At 47.5% G+C, this 14,880-nt stretch carries 12 protein-coding genes; 8 read left to right on the top strand and 4 right to left on the bottom strand.

Going from position 1 to position 14,880, the window contains the following annotated elements:
* Nucleotides 1-30 precede the first annotated feature (30 nt).
* The gene (locus MGMO_RS00730; RefSeq protein ID WP_023493086.1) at nt 31-804 is read left to right on the top strand and encodes a pentapeptide repeat-containing protein; all 774 of its coding nucleotides are present in this window, start codon (nt 31-33) and stop codon (nt 802-804) included.
* 68 nt (nt 805-872) lie between these two features.
* On the opposite strand, the gene MGMO_RS00725 is transcribed toward MGMO_RS00730, so the two are convergent.
* The 3 genes from MGMO_RS00725 to MGMO_RS00715 form a co-directional block, all read right to left on the bottom strand.
* The gene (locus MGMO_RS00725) at nt 873-2,531 is read right to left on the bottom strand and encodes an OFA family MFS transporter (RefSeq protein WP_023493085.1); all 1,659 of its coding nucleotides are present in this window, start codon (nt 2,529-2,531) and stop codon (nt 873-875) included.
* 67 nt (nt 2,532-2,598) lie between these two features.
* On the bottom strand, nt 2,599-3,186 hold the full coding sequence (locus tag MGMO_RS00720) for a DUF4124 domain-containing protein (protein WP_023493084.1): 588 nt from the start codon (nt 3,184-3,186) through the stop codon (nt 2,599-2,601).
* A gap of 41 nt (nt 3,187-3,227) precedes the next feature.
* Entirely contained in the window at nt 3,228-4,334 is a 1,107-nt protein-coding gene (locus MGMO_RS00715) for a hypothetical protein (protein ID WP_023493083.1), read from the bottom strand.
* A gap of 410 nt (nt 4,335-4,744) precedes the next feature.
* Here MGMO_RS00715 and fae point away from each other — a divergent pair, with 410 nt between their 5' ends.
* Genes fae through MGMO_RS00685 form a run of 6 tightly spaced genes read left to right on the top strand, consistent with a single transcriptional unit; the run spans nt 4,745 to nt 9,355 of the window.
* On the top strand, nt 4,745-5,296 hold the full coding sequence (gene fae / locus MGMO_RS00710; protein WP_023493082.1) for a formaldehyde-activating enzyme: 552 nt from the start codon (nt 4,745-4,747) through the stop codon (nt 5,294-5,296).
* Between the two features lie 43 nt (nt 5,297-5,339).
* Nucleotides 5,340-5,972, top strand: coding sequence for a paraquat-inducible protein A (locus MGMO_RS00705; RefSeq protein ID WP_023493081.1), 633 nt, complete (start codon nt 5,340-5,342; stop codon nt 5,970-5,972).
* Nucleotides 5,972-6,595, top strand: coding sequence for a paraquat-inducible protein A (locus MGMO_RS00700; RefSeq protein WP_023493080.1), 624 nt, complete (start codon nt 5,972-5,974; stop codon nt 6,593-6,595). Before MGMO_RS00705 ends, MGMO_RS00700 begins: the two co-directional genes overlap by 1 nt.
* Nucleotides 6,588-8,192, top strand: a complete 1,605-nt coding sequence (locus MGMO_RS00695; protein ID WP_023493079.1) for a PqiB family protein — start codon at nt 6,588-6,590, stop codon at nt 8,190-8,192. The genes MGMO_RS00700 and MGMO_RS00695 overlap by 8 nt, the downstream gene beginning before the upstream one ends.
* Before the next feature lie 7 nt (nt 8,193-8,199).
* Nucleotides 8,200-8,796, top strand: coding sequence for a PqiC family protein (locus MGMO_RS00690; protein WP_023493078.1), 597 nt, complete (start codon nt 8,200-8,202; stop codon nt 8,794-8,796).
* Nucleotides 8,797-8,854: 58 nt separating this feature from the next.
* The gene (locus tag MGMO_RS00685; protein ID WP_023493077.1) at nt 8,855-9,355 is read left to right on the top strand and encodes a hypothetical protein; all 501 of its coding nucleotides are present in this window, start codon (nt 8,855-8,857) and stop codon (nt 9,353-9,355) included.
* A gap of 60 nt (nt 9,356-9,415) precedes the next feature.
* Here MGMO_RS00685 and MGMO_RS00680 read toward each other — a convergent pair whose 3' ends face one another.
* Nucleotides 9,416-12,949, bottom strand: coding sequence for a bifunctional diguanylate cyclase/phosphodiesterase (locus MGMO_RS00680; RefSeq protein WP_023493076.1), 3,534 nt, complete (start codon nt 12,947-12,949; stop codon nt 9,416-9,418).
* A 325-nt stretch (nt 12,950-13,274) separates the two neighbouring features.
* On the opposite strand from MGMO_RS00680, the gene glpK reads away from it, so the two are divergent.
* A complete protein-coding gene (gene glpK, locus MGMO_RS00675) occupies nt 13,275-14,759 on the top strand; it encodes a glycerol kinase GlpK (protein WP_023493075.1) in 1,485 nt (494 codons plus the stop codon).
* Nucleotides 14,760-14,880 lie beyond the last annotated feature (121 nt).

Genomic DNA, 14,880 nt, shown 5'->3' with positions numbered 1-14,880 from the left:
TAACCATAACTATACAAGGTAGATGTATTAATGAAAATTCAATATGTTATCGGTATTTTAGCCGTATTGTGCAACTTTTCCATTCATGCCGCAGACTTAGATCGTGCTTCTGTAGAAAGCCTGCTTGCAAAGGCTACGGGCAAACAGCTAGCCGACCTGCGCCGAAAAGACCTGACCGACCTGGATTTGTCTGGGCTTGACTTTACCCATGCCGATCTGTGGGGTTCTGATTTACGCAGGAGTAACCTAAGCAAAAGCAACTTATCCGGGCTGAACTTGGATTTAACCGTCATGACCAAAATCAACCTGTCCGATGCCAACCTGTCTAATACCAGCATCTTTGGTGTCAGCATGATAGGCGCAAATCTTAGCAAAGCCAATCTTACCCATAGCCGGTTTATTGCCAACCTGGATCGTGCCAATCTTAGTCATGCAGATCTACGCAATGCAGACTGGGGGGTTGATATGAAAAACCAACCCATGGGTTTGATGCGGGTCAGTTTGAACAATGTCGATTTGTCCGGTGCCAATTTAAGTAATGCCAATCTTAATCGGGCTTTATTGCGACATGCAAATCTCACGGGTAGCATTTTACGGAACACTATTTTGTTTGGATCCGATCTCTCTGGGGCGGATTTTTCGAATGCCGATTTGTCCGGTGCCGATTTATCGGGCTGTAACTTGACCGACACTAACTTTACGGGCAGCAATTTGGCAGGAACCCGATTTTCAGACATCAAGGATAAATCGCAGCTTAAAGGCTTGGAATCCAGCAAAAACCTGGATTCTGCCATTTTCGATTGATCGCCAACCATATTCGTTTAAAGTGACGTTTACGCGACGTTGAACCCTTATCCTGCTCGCTATCGTGGTCAAGAAAAAAACTTGGTTACATTCAGAATAGTCTTGTAAATCCCCCAACCCAAGGGCAACAAAACCGCGAGCCATGCCAGCAGAACCCAAATAAGGCCAGTTGGTTTAATGGTGCCGGCTTCATCCCCAGGGATGCTGTTCCTCTTGATTTCATGTGCCACGCGCCTTTCTTCCGCCAATTCACCTTCGGTCATAAACCATCGGTCTGCCACAGGCCGAATCAACAGGTTGCACACCAAGCCAATCATTAACATTGCCGCCAAAATCATCATGGTTTGATTGTAGACCTGTTCGCGCGGAATGCCTAAGGCGAGTTGGTATTCACGCATGTAGTTGACGATTACCGGGCCTAGAATCCCGGCAGTCGCCCAGGCGGTCAGTAGTCGCCCGTGTATCGCGCCGACCATTTGCGTACCGAATAAATCGGCGAGATAAGCAGGGACAGTGGAAAAGCCGCCGCCGTACATGCTTAAAATAATGCAGAACGCTCCCACGAACAATAAGATATTGCCTGTATTTGCACTTTCTGGAATGCTGAGGTACAACAAGCTGCCTAATAAAAAAAATAACAGGTATGTGGTTTTACGGCCCAATTTGTCCGATAAACTTGCCCAGAAAAATCGCCCGCCTATGTTGAATAAGCTTAACAAGGCGGTGAATCCGGCAGCAACGGCAGCTATCGCAGCCAACTGTTCTTTATTCAATTCCGAATAAGGTTTTGCGACACCGATAAGTTGACCGCCAAAAACCTCCTGCAACATCGGTGATGACATCCCGATGATGCCGATGCCCGCACTTACATTCATGCACAATACGCCCCATAAGAGCCAGAACTGTTTAATCTTGAAAACATTTTTTGCGTGCACATGCTTAAGCGTCACCATTTTGCTGGTTTTTTGGGGTTCAGAATCCTGCCAGTTGGCGGGTTTCCAATCTGACGCAGGTACACGATAGCCCAAGGCACCCGCCATCATGAAGATGAAATAAACCGAAGCCATCACCACAAAGGTCTGTAACACACCGACATCGGTTTCGGTGGCAAAATACTTTATCAGTTCTGCCGCCAAGGGCGAACCTATCATCGCGCCACCACCGAAACCCATGATGGCCATGCCGGTCGCCATGCCCCTACGGTCTGGAAACCATTTAATCAAGGTCGATACCGGCGAGATATAACCTAAGCCTAAGCCAATGCCGCCGATTACGCCAGAACCCAGCAACATCATCCAAAACTGGTGGCAGTAAATGCCCAAGGCAGAAAACAACATACCGCCGCACCAGCAAAATGCACTGACCACCGCCGCTTTCCGTGGGCCGACATGCTCTAACCAACCGCCCCACAAGGCGGCAGACGAGCCCAAAAAAACAAAAAACAGGGTATACATCCAGCCCAACGTCGAAATTTTCCAGTCGCAATGGGTGGCGGTCAGCTCTTGTAAGAAACCTATTTCAGGGCCGCAGGCTATCGCTTCTTTGATGCCTATCGCTTTGGAAAGCGGCAGCCAGAAAACGGAAAAGCCATAAGCCATACCAATGCACAAATGGATTGCCAACGCGGCGGGTGGCACCAGCCAGCGGTTGAAACCGGATGGCGCAATGATTCGTTCTTTAGCCAAAAAGCCTGGCCTTGCCCTGGTCAAATTGATATTTTCTGGCATTGTATTCATGGGTAAAAATAATAAGGATAGTGAATAAGGTTAAACCTGCCTTGATTTTATCGGGTATTTATTGCTGATGCTTAATTATTCCAGGCGCCGCAGGGTGCGGACTAAATGTAGGCGGCTGGTAGGAGGGATGCCCAAAGGGTTGGGATGGCATCATGTTCTGATTCCAGGTATTGTTGGGTTGTTGGGGCAGCACGATTGGATTCCAAACGCCAATCGGCGAATACGGCTGGTTGCCCCAATTTCGGCCATTCAAGCCGTAAGAAGGGATGAAAACCCCGCCTACCCCTGTGTATGGGCGTTGTTGTGCTGCAATCGCTTGTTGTTCCTGTGCGATAACACTCCGCCGTTGCAACTCAAGACCCTGTTGCCTCTCCAATTCTATTTGCCGCTCTTTTTCCGCTTCATGCTTGGCTTCATCCTCAATCGCCTGTTGTTCCTGCCAAGCCTTTAACTTTGCTTTGGCTTGTTCGGTTTCCTCGGGTGTCATTTGTTTTACTTCGATAACACCTTGCGTGATTTCACCCGATGGACAAGGATCGGATTGATAAATAATTTTGCCGGCTGCGTCCTTGCATTTAAAGACTTCGGCATTGGCCGATAAGGACAAGGCAATAAACGTACAATAAATGTAATTCGTATGCTTCATGGCTTAACCTCATTACGACATGGTATGGATAAGCGGGACAATTACGGCCGCTTAGCGTCAGCCTGCTGCTTCCCCGCCATCAACATTCTTACCAACTTGCGTAAGCCGTCCGACGAAATTTCCAAGCCGAAGGGTGCGCCCAGGTTTTCTAGCTCATAAATCACATCGGTAGCGGCTATAAACGTCATATAGCGCAAGGCTTCAATTTCCGGCAGTTCCTTTGCCAAGCTACGCATCTGGGGAGACAGTTTTTGCCAGGTATGGGTAAAAAATACCCGAACGGGGTCGCTGCTTTCGGGGCTTTGTGCCTTCAATCCGGCCTGGAATGCGCTGCGTGACTCCACTAAAATTTCCGTCAAGGTATTTTTCAGTTCTTTTGATTTTGTTTCACTGGCGGCTTGATCGATAGCTTTGCTCAAAAACGCATCCCATTCTTGCCAAGTCGCTTGCCATTGCTTTTGTTCGGCCTCGGTAAAAGGTACTTCTGGTTTAGAGTCCAGTTTTTTTACGGGGGCGTCAAATGCCAGCTTCACCTTGATGCCATCCTCATTGGCTTCTGCACCGCTAAACTTTAAGGTTTCCAACGTTTTTTTGACTTCACCTGCATTTTCTTTAGGCAAATAATCTGTCAACGTGCGTTCCATATCGGCACGCGACTCATTCAAATCCACTTTGACTGCTGCCAATTTAGGCTCGGCGACTTTTTTTATCAGGTCTTGCAGCTTATCGATAGTCAGTTGTCGCCCCTGTTTATCGTAGATATTTGCTTTAGTGACGGGTAGGCTGAGTACGGATTGGTCAGCACTTATCGTGGGTTGTTGGAAAGTTTCCAATACACCTTCCTGCACCAAAATGGGAATGCATTGGCCTCCAAAAGACGTGCCAAACTGAACTTGCACATCATTCAATAACTTGATTTGCCCACCCACGCCTGAAATCCTAGGGTTGTAAAGATTGAGAAAACTGCATTTATGCTTATCTTTCCAAACCTCGGCAACACCGCCTTCACCCTTAAAAAGCTGGCTGACGACCGCTTTTTTTATCAAGGTGTAATCTAATTGGATCGGTAGGCTATAAGGTTCGGCTGGGCTGGTTTGTGCAAACCCCGCAATCAGGGTGGCAAGCAGTATCAGAAAACGCTTATTCACAAATCTCTCTCCCATAAAATCCATAACAAAAAAAGTGCTTGCACATGCATTTCACTATCGGTTTGTTGTTCCACTTAAAACTTCTATAAACCTACTCAATACGGCTATTGTAACGCCTTACCATCCCGTCGCGGAACTTTGACAGGAAACGGTTCGTTGCCCTACTTTAAACATCCCATTACAACATAGATTTTGAGCCCATACGTTAGGGTACAACTATAAAAGCAAGGCTACACCGATAAAGATGAATGCGAAATGAACGGCTGACAGTTTAACATAAGCCCATCTTCATGCCGTCAGCCCGCCACCATGAAAAACCGGCCCTCATTTTGTTAATGGCGCATCGCCTGTTGCCCCTGCCACTTCATCCATCATAGAATGCCGTTCTTAATTTGATTTTAGGAGATTTTATGACAGACTCGATTTGGTTCAGGACAGGGGAAGCCACCGTGTTTTCCAGTGATGGGCAAGGGACGGATGCCATGCCAGAAATCCTAATTGGCAGCGTAAAAGGCCCAGCCGGAAATGCCTTTGCCAACTTGATGGGACAAACGGAAGGGCATACCCGCATGTTCGCCATCCGCGCCTGCAATCAACAGGTTCGCCCTGCAACCCTGATGGTGCCAAAGGTCACCATCAAATCGACAGCTTATGTCAATTTATTCGGTGGACCGGTTCAGTCTGCCGTGGCTGATGCCGTACTGGATAGCGTTATCGCTGGCGTGATCCCTAAAGACCAGGCCAATGACTTGTGTATTATCGCCATGCTGTGGATTGCGCCGGAATGTGCAACAAATCCTGACCTGGACAGGAAAGATTTGTACCGCACCAATTACGAAGCGATGAAACTGGCGATATCACGCGCCATGAACAACTCGCCCAGCATTGAGGAGTTGATTGCCAACCGCCATAAAATCGTCCATGAGATGTACGATCCAGAGACTGGCGAATCGCAATGGTGAAAAAAATACAGGCACAAGGCACAAGGCTCAAGGCGAAAACCGTATGTCTTTAGCCTTGAGCCTTGCGCCTTTAGCCTATGTCGCCTGCCCTGAATGTGATTTATTGCTTAACCCCGTCGTGCCTGAACCAGGTGACAAAGCCTATTGCCCGCGTTGCGGTTATTTGTTGCAACGTCCGCGCAAACGGAGCATAGAAAGGACTTTGGCCTTGTCTCTCACCGGGCTTATTTTAATTGTGCCCGCCAATTTGTTGCCCATGGTCGGTATCAAGATTTTCGGGAACAGCCAGGACGGTAACCTGTGGACAGGGGTGTCGGCTTTGTTCAAGGAGGATATGTGGGCCGTTGCGGTATTGGTTTTGTTATCCAGTGTCCTGCTCCCTTTGGTTAATCTCGGATTGGCTTTTTTGATCGGTTTCCATCTATTTATGCATAAGGCCAACAACCAGCTCGCCCGCTGGATGCATTGGTATGAACACCTGAACGAATGGGCCATGCTGGAAGTCTACGCCTTGGGGATTATCGTGGCTTGCGTTAAACTGGCGGGGATGGCAGAACTCCGATTTGGATTAGGGCTGTTTGCCTTTATTGGCCTTTTGATTGTCAATGCAATGCTGTCAAACGAACTGGACTGCTATTTTTTCTGGCAACGTATTGCCCAATTGACCAAAAAATAATGCTTAAGAAACCGCTAAAAACCGCTTTTATGCAGGGATTTATCCGTTGCCACGATTGTGGCAGTTTATTAAAATCAGATCCAAAATGCTTGTGCCCTGTTTGTGGGCATCACGTTTCGGCACGTAAACCCAACAGTGTCCAATATACCCTCGCCTTAATAATCAGCGCGTTATGCTTGTATATCCCCGCCAATATATTCCCGATCATGTCCGTGACCCAGCTTGGTGTTGCTGAAACCCATACCATTGTGGGCGGGATTGTGGCGCTCATCCAAAGCGATATGGTTCCGATTGCCCTGCTGGTGTTGATTGCCAGCATCCTGGTCCCCTTGATGAAATTGCTGGGATTAAGCTTGCTGCTGCTTTGCGTCCATTACCGATGGCAAGTCAACGCGCGCTTGTTTACCCGCCTTTACCGTGTCATTGCCTTTGTCGGGCGCTGGTCCATGCTGGATATTTTCATGATTTCCATCCTGGTTGCTTTAGTCGATTTGCGTGGTGTCGCGCAAGTCATCGCAGGCCCTGCCGCAACCGCTTTTGCTGGTGTCGTCGTACTGACCATGCTTGCGGCCAAAAGCTTCGATCCGCGCCTAATATGGGATCATCAACTCAGTTATGAATAATTTACCCGAAGAAGATATTGCCGCCGCCGATATTACCCTCAGTAAAAAGCCAGACCTGCCGTTGGTTTGGTTTTTGCCACTTATTGCCTTATTGGTCAGCGCTTGGCTGATCTACAAGTCCGCATCAGAAAAAGGCGAGATTATCACCGTCGACTTCCCTACGGCTGAAGCCTTGGAAGTGGACAAAACTAAAATTCGCTATTTGGATGTGGACGTGGGCAAAGTCACCGACATATCCATTAATGATGACCTAAAAACTATCCGCGTAAGTGCCCAGATGAACAGTAATGCGACCGGTTATCTTAAAGAAGGCACTAGCTTTTGGGTCGTAAAGCCGCAGGTAGGATTGGGCGGTATTTCTGGATTGGGTACCTTGCTGTCGGGGGCGTACATCGAACTGAAACCCGGTAACGGTAAACAACAGCTCCATTTTACTGGGCTGACAGTCCAGCCCGTCATGAAAAGCCAAGTAGACGGAAAACAATTTATCTTGGAAACCAATAATCTGGGTTCCATGCGACCCGGAACGCCGATTAATTTTCATGGTATTCCAGTCGGTGAAGTGCTTAGCCATAAACTGTCCGATGAAGCCAATGCCATCCATTTGAGCATTTTCATCAATGCGCCTTACGACCAGTTCATCAGAAAAAATACCCGCTTTTGGATAGATAGCGGCGTGGATTTATCGGCCAGCGCCGACGGTTTCAAAGTCAGGACGGGGCCGTTGGTTTCTTTACTCAGCGGCGGCATAGCCTTTCGGGCATCCGGCAAAGATTCGATTGCCGATGTCAAACCTGAACAAAGTTTGTTCAAGCTATATGACACGTATGACGAATCCACCCAAATGGCTTACAGCAACACATTGAAATACGTAATGCACTTTAAAGGGTCGGTGCGTGGATTGACTGAGGGCGCGCCCGTCCAACTTCGTGGCATACCTATTGGCAGGGTCACCGACATCAACCTTGAGCTTAACAAAAAAACGGCGGAAATTAGTGTGCCCGTCATTGTGGAATTGGAGCCTGACCGGATTACGTCGATTAATGAAGAGCCTAAAGTCAGCGACAAAGATGTGATGACACAGCTGATAAACAAAGGCTTACGCGCACAATTACAAATGGGCAGCCTCGTCACTGGACAATTATTGATCGACCTCGATTTTCATCCTGAAAGCAAGCTTGAAACCAATGACAAGCACCATAACGATTACCCTGAATTCCCGACCACGGCCAGTTCTGTTGAGGAATTCACCCATTCAGCACAAACCATTATGGATAAGCTTGCCAAGCTGCCATTGGATAAGCTGTCCGAGGAAATGAACAAAACCTTAGCCTCGCTGCAAGATACGTCAAAAGCGGCAACGGGCATGCTTAAGGCCGCGAATGGCACACTGGCTACCGCAAAAGACACGCTGGGCAATGCCAGCGGCACGATCAAATCGGCCCAACTGGTACTGGGTAACCTAGAACCGGGCTCGACAGGCTATTATGAACTCCACAAAATGCTCCAGGAATTTACGCAAGCCGCCCGTTCGATGAAACAATTGGCCGATTATCTGGAACAACATCCGGAATCCTTGATTCGCGGTAAAAAGTGAGATAAAGATGACTAAGCTATATACCGCGACAACCCTATTAGTTATTTTATTATCTGGCTGCGTCGGCACGCCTTCCGTCCAGTTTTATGTCCTGGAAACCTTGAGCCAAGCCGCACCATCACCTATCCCTACCGATAAACAACGGCTAATCGGCATCGGCCCGATTTCCATTCCAACGTTACTGGAACATCAACAAATTGTTACACGGTCATCCGACAACACGGTACAAATCGCGGAATTCCAGCAATGGGCATCACCCTTGCAGGATACCCTGCTCCAAGCCTTGACCCGAAATTTATCGACATTACAACCCAACAATATCGTCAGGGCTTATCCTTGGAGCATACATGGTACAGTAGACCTGCAAGTCATCGTAGATATCGTCCGCTTCGATACCACCCCCGGCGAATCCGCCAACCTGGAAGCCAACTGGACTGTAAAAAACGAAGCCACCCACGCGGTGCTGAAAAGCGGACATTCCGTTATCAACCGTCCGATGGCCGATTCGTCATACCCAGGAACAGTCAAGACACTTAGCAAAATGTTGGGCGAATTTAGCCAAGAATTATCGTCGGCCTTGATGAGTGTCAGCACGGCACACTAATACCCTTAAAGCGTGATGACCCGCTTGTAAAGTATTTCCTTTTATTGGACGAGTAAACATGCCATTTTTTGTTGCCCTCTGCCTGCTACTGGCGATCATTGTACAAACCGGAAGCCCACTGCAGGCTATTTTGGTCTCGCCTATCTTCATTTATGTCGGTTTGGCGATAGCGATTGCCATAATTATCGGCATTTTTTTTAAGCGCTTGCCTGAAAAAACCGGTTATGACCTTTTTGCATGCAGTGCCTTATTTGTCTGGTTTGCGTACTGGAAACCGTTGTTCGTAACGGATTCGCCCATCTTCTTTTTCTTTCCCGTTTATTTTGCTTTGATAGTCGCGTTTGCCGATTTATTTTTTATCGGACAACGGCACAAGATTGACCAAGATAGCCGACAACGCATGCAAACTATCGTTAATTCAGGCGTTATCCAACCATGGTTTGTGATGGCTTGCGTATTAGTTACGCTTTATTTTGAAAACCGCTTTATCCAATTTCCTACTTTCATGACGCTTTTGACGATACGCTACGCTTTATCCGGCTGCCTTAAATCGGATTAGACCCAGGTTTTGGATGAACGTGAATCGTGCTGTTTTGTCCCTTGTGCCCGGGTCTTGTACCTACAACTCCTGCTTCAGGTAAGTTTCCGCGAAATTGGCGGCGGTCAATGGCTCGTCGAAATAATAGCCTTGGAAAATAGTGCAACCCTTTTCTTTTAAAAAGACCAATTGTTCAAGCGTTTCCACGCCTTCTGCAATGACCTTAATATTAAGGTGCTTTGCCATACTGATGATAGTTTCCACGATAACTGCATCGCTGGAGTCGCTCAGGATGTCCCTGACAAATCCCCTGTCGATTTTCAATACATCCAACGGCAGTTGTTTTAGGTAAACCAAGGAAGAATAGCCTGTACCGAAATCATCCACCGCAATTGACACGCCCAGTGCTTTCAAGGCTTTCATCTTGTCGACCGTATCATTGGTATCGACAATCATGACGCTTTCAGTCAACTCAATGCCTAGGCGAGAAGGTGCAATGCCCGTGCTTTCCAACGCGTATTTAACTTGATCGACAAAGTCCTGTTGCCTGAATTGCCGGGAACTGACATTGATCGACACATAAGGCAAAACCGCCAGCCCGTCATCTTGCCACATCTTAATCTGGTTACAGGCTTCCATCAGCACCCATTTACCTATGGTCAGTATCAGGTTGCTTTCCTCGGCGACAGGGATGAAGTCGGCTGGCGACAACCTGCCTTTAAGGCTGTCTTCCCACCGTATCAAGGCTTCGGCACCGACTATTTCGCCTTTTATGTCCATTTGGGGATGATAACAAAGGATAAACCGCCCTTTATCAATAGCTCCCCTCAAATCCTGTTCCAGACTCAAGCGCAAATCGGCAGCTTCTTGCATGCTTGGCTGGAAAAAATTGATGGCATTACGTCCGCTCGATTTGGAGCGGTACATGGCGGTATCCGCTTGCTGCAAGACACCATCCGGACTTTCTTGGTCTCCCGGAAATAGCGCAATGCCGATACTGGTGCCTATTTGATGCTGATATTGACCCAATACGAAAGGCGCGTTGATCTGTTCACGAATCTTTTCAGCGACTGTCATGGCATGGTCGGCCGCCGCCGACAAGGATTCTGAATTGGCATGCAACAAAACCACAAATTCATCACCGCCCAAACGGGCCGGCGTATCTTCTTCCCTAAGGACTTCCGATAAACGCGCTGCCACTTGGATCAACAGCTCATCGCCCACCAAGTGGCCTTGAGAGTCATTCAATATTTTAAAGTGGTCCAAATCAAGATATAACACCGAACCAAATTGTTTATAGCGCTTTGCAATAGCTATTTCGTGGTCAAACCGATCCAATAATAACCGCCGGTTGGGCAAGTTGGTCAACGGATCATAAAAAGCCATATTGTGTATCTTATTTTCGGCATCCTTCTTTTCGGTGATATCGGAAAACACCGACACATAATGGCTGACTTCCCCTTGGTTATTCCTGACTGCCGTTACCGTTTGCCATTCGGGATAAACTTCGCCGTTTTTCCTACGGTTCCAGATTTCGCCTTCAAACTTGTCGTTTGTAAGCAGTTGCCTCCAGTAATCTTCAAAAAACGCCTGGTCATGCCGTCCTGATTTCAGGATCCTAGGATTATCGCCAATCACTTGCACAGCAGAAAAACCGGTAATCTGGGTAAACGCCTTATTTACCCGTAAAATCTTGGCCTCTTTATCTGTGATCATAATGCCTTGCTGGCTCTCAAAGGTATTGGCCGCCAAACGTAACTGCTCTTCCGAATGCTTTTGCCGGGTTATATCAATCATAAAGCCGTACAATTCCGTAATGACTCCTGATTCAACAACCAGGGTCGAAATATCGCGTAGCCAGACGATATGCCCGTCTTCTGCAATCATCCGGTATTCTTGGTCGAAATTTTGGTTGTGCGTACTGATACTGCCACGGGCACACAGATTCAGGACATTTTCCTTATCATCTTCATGAAGATGCTTCTGCCAGAAATCGGGCTCGTCCAGCCACTGTTTGACCGGATACCCCAATATGCTCGCCGCTTCGGCACTGACAAACACAAACCGGAACGTAACGGGGTCTGCCCGCCAAACGATGGCGGACTGAGTTTGCACCAATTTCCTGAATTGCTGCTCCCGCGCCGCTAATTTAATATTGCTGCGTTTAAGTTCCTGGGTACGCTTATCCACTTGGTCGGCAACAAATTCAGTATGCCCCGTCAGCGCCAGCAAACCGATGCTCATAACTCCGGTCAGGAACATTCCACCAATCAGCAATTGCCAAGGCGACCAAGAATAATTTTCGGACAAGAATATAGGCTTGGGCATCACCTGTAGATACCAGTCCTTATTGCCTAATTTAATAGTCTCCCATTTAGCGAGGCCAAAACGATCCGCCATGTCTTCATCATCATTCATCCCGAAAACAGATTCAACTTGAGGGTTGCTGACATCATCCATCAATTTGACAACGATCTGCCTATAATTTCCCCTGTGCATTGCATCATATAAAAAGGCTTTTATATCAAAGACTCCAACCACGACACCCGTCATACATTGGCAGGTATTGAGTCCCATTTCATAATTTGGCACAGCGATTAAATAATGCTGTTTACCCAATAAAGCTATGCTACCCTGCGCGATGTTCAATGTACTGAGCAATTTGGGGATCGAATAAAAATTGACTGGCCTTCCAAACTGTCTGGTTTCAAAAATTTGCCTATTGAAACGATATCCTTGATTTATTTTTTGCGCGCTCAACCACTCAATACCCACCAAATCGGGATGCTGAGTTAGGGCGGTTTGTGCGCTAAAACGAAAGTAGGTTTCGTTAAAAGGATTAAGGGCAACCACATCCTTGATTCGGCCCAATACCGACACATGGATAGAATATTCATCGAGCAAGGCATCTTTTACAGCACCCGTTTGATTGCTGACCAGATTTTGCAATCGACCAAACTCCTTATTTTGGGCATATAAATAACCCATGGCGACAATCGAAAAAATGACCATTAGCGGCAAGCCCAAGCTGAACAAGCGCTGACGCCATATCCGGTGCGATTTGTTAAAAACAATAAAAAATAAGGGCGTAAAAATAGCTATCCCAGAACAATCCCCAACCCACCAAGTCAAAAAGGTGAACAAGAAATTGGATTCGAGAATAATGCCATTTGCACGTAAGGCGATTACGCTCAGTAAGGCGGGCAGAAAAGTGGCGACAGGACAGGCGCATAAAAAGAAAAGTAGGATAGCCCTTATTGAAATCAGTGTATTAGGGAATCCTGCATATCGCCTAACCAGCACAGTGGCTAGCCAGACACGTAGGACGCTACTCAGCGGTGCAAGAAAGAAAACAACTTGCTTGAGTGCTGTATCCGCCACGAAAAATGCCTCATAGTGCAGCAATAGCTCGGCAAGATAAATGCCCGGCAGCATTGCGTAGCCCCATAACAGTACAGCCCCTAACTCTATGCCTGCTGGCGGCCAAACCGCGCCGGCATAATTTTGGCTCCAAGTGAGAGGAAACGATAACCGCCCCGCCATGTAAAATAACAAGGTGGTCATGGCGATATAGCGCAAGTTTTTCAGCCAACTATCCTGCTGTCGTTCAGCCATAGACACGAGTTAGTTCGATATTCATGTTCCAAAGTCGTACTATAAATTTGATGTCATCCCTAACGGATTGGCTGCTAACATGAGTTTAAGCGCCCAAGGGGCCAATCAAAGTGGGCAGTGATTATCAACATTAAAAGCACCGCCTGTCCAAATTGTTGTCAAAAATAATTCTGGTTGATTATATATGAAAAAGCCGCCCCTTAAGTCAGAAGCTTATCGGATATCATCCAAAAGGATGCTTGTGGTGTTATTTGAATCACCGCAATACAAATTGTACTATGCGTAAAAATGACCTTTATTTCAAAAACTCAGTCCAATTGCTGCCATGAAATACATCCTAGCCATAGACCAAGGAACCAGCAGTTCCCGGTGCATTCTTTACGATAAAGCGGCGCAACCCGTTACTATCGGACAGCAGGAATTCAAGCAAATTTATCCGCAGCCCGGCTGGGTAGAACATAATGCCGAGGAAATCTGGCAATCCCAAGCTGCCGTCATTAACAAGGTAATGAAAGAAAAAAATCTTCAAACCTCTGATATAGCGGGTTGCGGCATTACTAACCAACGGGAAACGACTGTAATTTGGGATCGCTTAACGGGCAAGCCCATTCATAACGCTATCGTCTGGCAAGACAGGCGGACAGCGGAAGAATGCATGCGACTTAAAGAAGCAGGTTATGAACCCCTAATCCAAGCCAAGACCGGACTGTTGCTTGACCCTTATTTTTCCGCCACCAAGGTCAAATGGTTGCTGGATCATGTTGAAGGCGCAAGAGCCAAGGCGGAACGAGGTGAATTGGCATTCGGCACTGTCGACTCTTGGCTGGTTTGGAAGCTTACTCAGGGCGAATTGCACATTACCGATGTCTCTAATGCATCCCGCACCCTGCTGTACAACATCAACGAGCTTTGTTGGGATGAGGAATTACTAGCGTTATGGGATATTCCTACTTCGTTGCTTCCCACAGTCAAATCATCCAGTGAAATCTACGGAATTACCCAAAACCCCGAAATTAGTATAGGCATACCGATTACATCAATAGTCGGCGACCAACAAGCCGCCTTATTTGGCCAGTTATGCCATCAACCGGGTATGGCGAAATGCACTTATGGTACGGGGTCATTTTTAATGATGAACACGGGAAGCAAGAAGGTCGCATCAACCCACCGTTTGCTATCCACCATTGCTTGGCAAATCGGCGATGACCTTACCTACGCCCTGGAAGGCAGTGTGTTTATAGGCGGTGCGGTGATACAATGGCTGCGCGATGGCTTGCAAATTATTCAACAAGCCTCGGCTTCAGAAGCCTTGGCAAACAGTGTCAGCGATAACGGCGGCGTTTACTTTGTCCCTGCACTGACCGGACTAGGCGCACCCCATTGGGATTCTCAGGCGCGTGGCACTATTTTCGGCATTACCCGTGGCACGACCTCCGCACATCTGGCTAGGGCCGCATTGGAAAGTATCGCCTTCCAAGCCGATGAACTGCTACAAACCATGGCCTTGGACAGCGGTAAAGCCATCACCCAATTACGGATAGACGGCGGCGCGGCCAACAACAACCTGATGGTGCAATTTCAGGCGGACATCTCCAATATCAGCATCACTCGACCTGAAAACCTGGAAACCACAGCCCTGGGTGTCGCTTATTTAGCAGGCATCGCCGTCGGCTTTTGGAAGATAGAAGACCTCAAGTTGTCATGGCGAATGAGCAAGCAGTTTACGCCCAACTTAGCGCCTGAACAAATTGCAACACTCAAACACTTTTGGCAAAAGGCTATTCATAGGGCAAAAAATTGGACGGAATGATACCACCTTATCGCACTAACCATTTCCAATGACTGATAATTTTTTAATAGGTTTTAAAAAGCCCAGTTTTTAGGCTGGGCTTTGTGCTTCAAACAAGCATCAAAAAGGCTGACCGTTATCT

The sequence above is a fragment of the Methyloglobulus morosus KoM1 genome, from assembly GCF_000496735.2.
Lineage (GTDB): Bacteria > Pseudomonadota > Gammaproteobacteria > Methylococcales > Methylomonadaceae > Methyloglobulus > Methyloglobulus morosus.
This window is presented reverse-complemented; position numbering and strand designations above follow the sequence as displayed.

Excerpts from the sequence above, each read along its gene's own strand:
- MGMO_RS00725 (WP_023493085.1), bottom strand. The coding sequence starts at position 2,531 with ATGCCAGAAAATATCAATTTGACCAGGGCAAGGCCAGGCTTTTTGGCT.
- MGMO_RS00695 (WP_023493079.1), top strand. The coding sequence starts at position 6,588 with ATGAATAATTTACCCGAAGAAGATATTGCCGCCGCCGATATTACCCTC.
- MGMO_RS00690 (WP_023493078.1), top strand. The coding sequence starts at position 8,200 with ATGACTAAGCTATATACCGCGACAACCCTATTAGTTATTTTATTATCT.
- MGMO_RS00720 (WP_023493084.1), bottom strand. The coding sequence starts at position 3,186 with ATGAAGCATACGAATTACATTTATTGTACGTTTATTGCCTTGTCCTTA.
- MGMO_RS00685 (WP_023493077.1), top strand. The coding sequence starts at position 8,855 with ATGCCATTTTTTGTTGCCCTCTGCCTGCTACTGGCGATCATTGTACAA.
- MGMO_RS00700 (WP_023493080.1), top strand. The coding sequence starts at position 5,972 with ATGCTTAAGAAACCGCTAAAAACCGCTTTTATGCAGGGATTTATCCGT.
- fae (WP_023493082.1), top strand. The coding sequence starts at position 4,745 with ATGACAGACTCGATTTGGTTCAGGACAGGGGAAGCCACCGTGTTTTCC.
- MGMO_RS00680 (WP_023493076.1), bottom strand. The coding sequence starts at position 12,949 with ATGGCTGAACGACAGCAGGATAGTTGGCTGAAAAACTTGCGCTATATC.
- MGMO_RS00705 (WP_023493081.1), top strand. The coding sequence starts at position 5,340 with ATGTCTTTAGCCTTGAGCCTTGCGCCTTTAGCCTATGTCGCCTGCCCT.
- MGMO_RS00730 (WP_023493086.1), top strand. The coding sequence starts at position 31 with ATGAAAATTCAATATGTTATCGGTATTTTAGCCGTATTGTGCAACTTT.
- glpK (WP_023493075.1), top strand. The coding sequence starts at position 13,275 with ATGAAATACATCCTAGCCATAGACCAAGGAACCAGCAGTTCCCGGTGC.